Below are 7062 nucleotides of genomic sequence, written 5' to 3' on the forward strand. Positions count from 1 at the left end.
ATGGTGATAAAAATGATAACAAGCTAACACAGGCCATAGAAGGTACCTTTAAAAGATCTTATATCTAACTCATTGGTGACAAATATTTTATTGTAAACATAAGAACATAAGAACATAAGAACATAAGAACATAAGAACATAAAACAATTTAGTATGAACAAGTTATGGTTTTCAATTGGAAAGTTACCGAAATTTTTTTAGTTTGGACAAGTTAATTCACCGTAGGTTGCAATGAAAAAAGACAGCTACTCGACTCAATTACAAGCACCAGAAGAAAGCGCTTTAGACTGCCTCCAGGGTTTGATATGCGAACAAAGGGAGCTTTCACCTGAAGCGACGCCTAAACAAGAAGATATTCCTGTCGTGATCATGGCGGGAGGTCTTGGTACTCGGTTAGGTGAGCTTACCAAAGACCAACCTAAGCCGATGTTAAACGTTGGGGGGAAACCCATATTAGAAACAATTGTTTCTAACTTAAAAAAGGAAGGTTTTAGAAAGTTCATTTTCACTGTCAATTATCGCTCCGAACAAATCATTGAGTATTTTGGTCAGGGGGAAAAGCTTGGTGTGGACATACAGTATGTAAAAGAATATAAACGCATGGGAACAGCAGGCAGTTTATCTTTGTTAACAGAACCAGTCGACGGTCCAATGGTGATAATGAATGGTGATATTCTGACCAAGACAAATTTAAAAGAAATGCTGTACTTCCATTTGGCAACGAATTCTGATGCAACAATGTGTGTGCAAAATATGGAATATGTCGTTCCTTTTGGGGTTGTGGATGTCGACGACACCCAAGTCATCAATATCAATGAGAAGCCCACAGAAAGGAAAATGGTAAATGCGGGCATGTATATCTTAAATGGTGACTTGTTGAAGATGATCCCCGAAGATGCATTTTACGATATGACCACTCTATTACAGTCTTTATTGGATAAACATAAAGTGAGTGTTTTCCCAACTTCTGATTACTGGATAGACATAGGCCGAGAACAAGATTTTCATAAGGCCAACGTAGATTATGATGTGCTATTCAATATTTAACGCTATTGAACAATACACTAATTATGTTTGCGTAAAGGTAGACTAATTAGAGAATGGAGTGCCTTAGATGGCAATAAAACAATTTATTACCTTTGTTAAAGATACCTACAAAACAAATGAATTTATTCCTTTACACCAACCTACTTTTAATGGTCATGAAAAGGAATACGTACTCGATACAATTGATTCAACATTTGTATCCAGCGTTGGTAATTATGTCAATCAATTTGAATCTCAGCTTGAGCACTTTACAGGTGCGACTAAAGCTGTGGCGACAATCAATGGCACCGCTGCACTGCACGTTTCATTGCTGTTGTCTGGTGTAAAGCCCGACGATCTGGTGATTACTCAAGCCTTAACGTTTGTCGCGACGTGCAACGCTATTCGCTATATCGGCGCAGATCCTGTACTGGTTGATGTCAGCAAAGAGACCCTTGGAATGTGTCCTATAGCACTTGAACATTATTTACAAGAGTTCGGTGCCATTGACGCTGAAGGAAACTGTTATCACAAAACGACAGGTCAAATTTTCCGCGCGGTTGTGCCCATGCATACTTTTGGCCACCCAGTTGTCATTGATGCAATAGCAGAGATATGCGAGCGTTGGAACATAGTGTTAGTAGAAGATGCTGCTGAAAGTCTTGGTTCTACATACCGTGGCAGACATACAGGAACGTTCGGCGCATTTAGCGCGCTGAGTTTCAATGGAAATAAAATCATCACAACCGGTTCTGGCGGGGTGGTGCTTTGCCAAAGTGAGGCGAACGCACTTAGGGCTAAACACCTTACAACAACGGCTAAAGCACCACATGCCTATGAATACTACCATGATGAAGTTGGTTTTAACTATCGGATGTCCAACTTAAATGCTGCGTTAGGATGCGCGCAATTGGAACAGTTAGATAATTTTATTGATAAAAAACGATTACTTGCACATCATTATCGTGGGTTTTTTAATAGTACCGAGTTTGAATTTGTCGTTGAGCCTCATGGATGTCGTTCTAACTACTGGCTTAACGCGATAATTTGCCCTGATAAACATGCGCGGGATCAATTATTGAAAATGTCATCAGAACAAGATGTAATGGTAAGGCCAGCATGGAAGTTGATGCATCATTTACCTATGTATCAGTCGGCACTTCGAGGTGAATTGAAGGTGTCAGAGTGGTTAGAAACCCGTCTCGTTAATATTCCTAGTACCCCTGTTATTTAGTGTTGGATAAGACCCAATTTCCCATGGGTGTTTAAACATAGATCCGGTTTGGGTATACACTTCGCTTGAAAAAGCATGCTTTTTCAAGCTGGTACTATTATAGGAATGTAAAGTCGAGCTGCTAACGAAGCCATGACGTGATATTTATATACGTATTGGAACACATCATACCAATATTATTGATGGCGTTGACTTTCAACCACCCCCAACAATATCGCTTGGCAATGTCATACGTAGAATACTCTTATAATGAGGTGTATTAGTCGGTCAGATCATTTTACTGCGGTACATATTGATTGACTAAATTGAGACTCACGCGTGAGATCTGATGGTATTGCATCAAAATAAAACCATGCTGACAGGTATCTACTGACGGCTCTTAATATTATCTCTGCAAACGCTGGACGGTATTCTGAGGCGTCTTTTTACGTTTACAAAAATGATTCTCAGAAAGTCATTTGGTCATTGTAGCTTATAAATGAGGTGAACTCAGAGAAGTGAAAATATGCAATGTGCCATTTTATTTAGCCGAGTATCGGCAATAGGGTGCAAGTTACTCGGCTATAAAAAGGTATGTGAAATCGCTACATTCATTAAGTGTTGTAATATTTCTTATCTTCGGTATTGCTGACTACCTCAGAGCGAATTACAGATAAAATTTCGGCAATTCCTTGAGGTACGGTTTTAGTAATTTTAAAGCCTAACTGCGATTTTATTTTGTCGCAGTTTACTCGATAATCCCTTGGATCTTCTTTTTTATCTACATAGCTTATATTGGCTTCAGGGATAGCTTTCAATAACTCGTCAGCTAACATTTTTTTAGTGTAGTTTTCTTGCGTATCGCCAACATTAAATACTTCGTAGGAGACTGACTCTGGCTTGGACTCCAATACAAGTGTAAACGCATTAGCAAAGTCACGAACGTGGCAGTAAGGACGCCAGAACTGCTCACCATAAATCACCAGTTCTTCTTCATTTGCTAGTGCTTTTGTGAACTCATTTACTGTGAGGTCAAATCTCATTCTAGGAGATAAGCCATAGACAGTTGCAAATCTGAGTACCGTTGGTGTGAAATTGTAATCTTCAGTTTTCTTTTCCATCAGATAGCGCTCAAACGCCACTTTTAACTCCGCATACAGCGAAACTGGTGCAAGTTCATTCGATTCGTCAACATACCCTTCAGCTTTACCGTAGTTGCTGCAAGTTGAAGCAAATATAAATTTAGAAACCTGATAGCGGATCGCGCTATCAAGGAGAAACTTGGAGGCATCTAAATTTACTTTGGTGGCTAGCTCAGGTTCCGCTTTGCATGCTGGGTCGCCGACAATTGCCGCGAGATGAAAAACAGCATCTATTTTATTTGACTTAAAAATGTCATCTACTTTCTCAAAATCTAATAAATCTACGTTATAAAAAGTAAACTTCGGATCGTGGCAGAAGTTTAGTAGAGCCTCACCACCAAACATCAATTTATCTATGCATATAACTTCATATCCCTTATTTAAAAGGCGGCTGATAAGGCACGAGCCCACATAACCGGCCCCACCTGTTACTAAGATTTTTTCCATGATCCATATTCCTGAATAATGATTTAGGTTTTATTGTTAATGGCTGGTTCAATAATACGGATGACATGCCCACGGATACACATATTTGTTGGGTTATTCTATTATGACTCTCATTAAAGCCTATGTATAAGCGATTTTGAACTATATAGTTTTAATACGATGGGTATGTCTTTTTCCATATTCTAACCAAAATTGAATTAGAGTAAGCAACACCTTTAGTTGCTCGCGCAGCAGTATATTACAGCAAAAGTAACAATACAATTGGGATAGGATAGGATATTTGTTAGCTTGAATATGCCAATCTAGGACAAGGCATCTTGTCGGTTGCAGCCCCCAGAATTGATTCTCCATGCGAAATGGGAAAGGATCTAGATTATTGTAGTCTTATCATATAGACTGATCGTCGCTGACGTTTAAATCTAACATAAAGCATTTAAAACTCATGTTCATTTTCTCGAGTTGAGTTGCCGTCCGATTGATACCAATAATTCTATTGCTCCGATGGTTGCTTCTACCCGTTAGCACATATGTACATCACAATATGATATTAGCATTTTTGGAGATGTGCTTAATGCGCAAATTCACACCTCTGCTTAGGCTCAAACATTTCTGTTGAGGAGTCGAGTCAATTTCGCTAATGCATATGTTTGGATGTCGTTACTTTGAGACTTACCACAGATAGAAATTGAGTAATTTAGTTATGGACTATAACCAAGTGGATGCGGAATACGCAAAAGCATTATTATTGAAGTTAAATAATGAAGGTATTTCGATTGATTTTGTAAATCAGAAATTGGTCTTGGAAGGGCCCTTACATAAACTCGATGAAAGCACCCGAAGCGAGATCCAAGCGCATAAGCAAGATATTATTGATTATATCACCGAATTGAAGTTCAGACACAGCGCATCAGAAGCCATACCGCAGCGTAATTTTAAAGATGCACTTCCTTTGTCCTTTACCCAGCAAAGACTCTGGATTGTTGATAAGCTTAATGAGGGCAGTGTTGAGTATAATATGCCACTGGCTTTTCAAATATCAGGCGTGTTTGACATTGACGCCGCAGAGCGGACGCTCGAAGAGATCGTGAATCGTCATGAAATATTAAGAACTGTTTACCATGAGAAAGATGGTGCGCCATATCAGCATATTCTACCACCCCAAAAAGTGACGATTGCACGGCATAATTTATCGGGAATTGAAGGTGGTGAGCAGCAAGCAAGGATGTGGGATATCATAACTCAGGATTCACAGCTTAGTTTTAATCTGCAGCGCGACCTGATGATCCGAGCGAATTTTATATTACTTACAGATCCTGATGTAGATGAAGAGTTTTCAGCTGTACTGGCATTTAATATTCATCATATTGCGTCAGATGGATGGTCAATGGAAGTGTTTTCCAAAGAGTTTACCACTCTATATCAAGCCTGTCTTGATGGAAAGTCAGCTGAACTAGAACCTTTGCAAGTACAATACGCGGACTTTGCTTGCTGGCAACGACAGACTTTTCAAGCGGAGAGGTTGGATACAGAATTACGGTATTGGGAAAATCAACTTAAAGACGCCCCTTTGCTGCATAGCTTGAATTTAGATAAAACACGTCCGGCAGTAAAACACTATGAAGGGCAGCAACTGATAAAGCATTTACCAGCCTGTGTTGCGGATTCATTACGCGCATTGGTGCGCCGTTACGAGTTAACCCCGTTTATGTTATTACATGGGGCTTTAGCACTGGTATTAGCGCGACACGGTCATAGTTCAGATATTGTGATTGGCACCCCTGTTGCCAATAGAATGAAACCTGAGCTAGCTCCTTTGATTGGGTGTTTTGTTAATACTCTTGCTTTGAGGGTGAACACGGAACATGATTCTCTGCTAAAGTATTTCACACATGTTCGTGATGTGAATCTCGCAGCACAATCTAATCAGAACATTCCGTTTGAGCAAGTTGTTGATCATTTAAATGTGCCCAGAAGCACAGCTTACTCGCCCCTGATCCAAATCATTTTGGATACCAATAATAGCTATGGTATGACTGAGCAATCTCAGCTAAAAGATGGACGGGGAGGGGAGACAGCGATTGTTCCTCTGAACGCAGATATTATCACCACTAAGTTTGATTTAGATCTCGAACTTATTATGAATGAGAACGGCGTTACGAGCCGTTGGAAATACGATCTAGCACTTTTTGATGAAAATACAATTGGCCGTTTAAACCAACATTTGTGCAATATACTGGAAGCGCTCTCCAAGCTAGATAGTCTCGATGTCCCTATCACGTCATTATCTATGCTGAGCGGCTTTGAAGAGCAACAGTTGTTCGAAATGCTAAATGGTGTCGACAAAGAATACCCGCGGACCAAGTGCATTCATGAGATCATTGAAAAGCAGGCCATTGCATTTGGCAATGAACCGGCAGTGACTTTTTCAGGTCAACAACTCAGTTACGATGACCTCAATAAACAAGCGAACCGAGTTGCGCATTTTATAAAAACTGAACACCACGTGACACCAGATACTTTGATTGGGCTCTGTGTTGAACGCTCTTTGGATATGGTTGTTGGCATGCTGGCTATCCTTAAAGCCGGAGGTGCGTATGTACCACTAGATCCCAACTATCCTCAAAGTCGTTTGCAGCAAATCATGAATGATGCGAATTTGTCAGTGGTTCTGACACAGCAAGCTCTTATTGAGCAAATTGAATTTGGATCTCGAAAAACGGTGTCCTTGGATGCACAATCTTTATTCCTCGGTTGTTCTGAGCATAATATTCCTGCTCAAAGTGCTGGTTTAACAGCTTCTAATCTCGCTTATGTTATTTACACATCGGGATCTACTGGCATACCCAAAGGAGTTATGCTTGAGCATCAGAGTGTAATGAATTACCTCTCTCATGTATGTGATGACTACATGGAGGCCAATATTTCAGGTGCGGTTGTGAGTACTTCGCTCAATTTTGATGCGACTGTAACGTCCTTATTTGGCCCACTTCTAATTGGTAAATCCGTTGAACTTCTGCATGATGATAAAAGCTTGATCCCACGTTTGTATGAGCGTGTAATGAGCAGTTCGGTGCCGCTACTATTTAAGTTAACTCCGCTGCATGTGTCAGCTTTGTTAGATCTGACGGACAGCAAAGAAAAAAGTGAAGTAGAGCACGTCTTTGTTGTTGGAGGTGAAGCGCTTTTACCTGAAGCAATCCAGCAACTTCGTAACGGTTATCAATGAATATGGCC

General features: G+C 40.2%; 4 protein-coding genes. 3 read left to right on the forward strand and 1 reads right to left on the reverse strand.

What is annotated here, in order from left to right:
- Window positions 1-231 precede the first annotated feature (231 nt).
- Window positions 232-1047 carry a nucleotidyltransferase family protein gene (locus tag BB427_RS13925; RefSeq protein WP_069021289.1) on the forward strand — a complete coding sequence of 272 codons (816 nt, stop codon included), beginning with the start codon at window positions 232-234 and terminating at the stop codon, window positions 1045-1047.
- A gap of 67 nt (window positions 1048-1114) precedes the next feature.
- Window positions 1115-2260: a LegC family aminotransferase gene (locus tag BB427_RS13930; RefSeq protein ID WP_069021291.1), complete on the forward strand. Its 1146-nt coding sequence runs from the start codon at window positions 1115-1117 to the stop codon at window positions 2258-2260.
- Window positions 2261-2853: 593 nt separating this feature from the next.
- On the opposite strand, the gene BB427_RS13935 is transcribed toward BB427_RS13930, so the two are convergent.
- Window positions 2854-3828, reverse strand: coding sequence for an NAD-dependent epimerase/dehydratase family protein (locus tag BB427_RS13935; RefSeq protein ID WP_069021293.1), 975 nt, complete (start codon window positions 3826-3828; stop codon window positions 2854-2856).
- A 700-nt stretch (window positions 3829-4528) separates the two neighbouring features.
- On the opposite strand from BB427_RS13935, the gene BB427_RS13940 reads away from it, so the two are divergent.
- Entirely contained in the window at window positions 4529-7054 is a 2526-nt protein-coding gene (locus BB427_RS13940; RefSeq protein ID WP_069021295.1) for a non-ribosomal peptide synthetase, read from the forward strand.
- The last annotated feature ends 8 nt before the right edge of the window (window positions 7055-7062 follow it).

Source organism: Pseudoalteromonas sp. BMB (assembly GCF_001709235.1).
GTDB classification, from domain to species: domain Bacteria; phylum Pseudomonadota; class Gammaproteobacteria; order Enterobacterales; family Alteromonadaceae; genus Pseudoalteromonas; species Pseudoalteromonas maricaloris.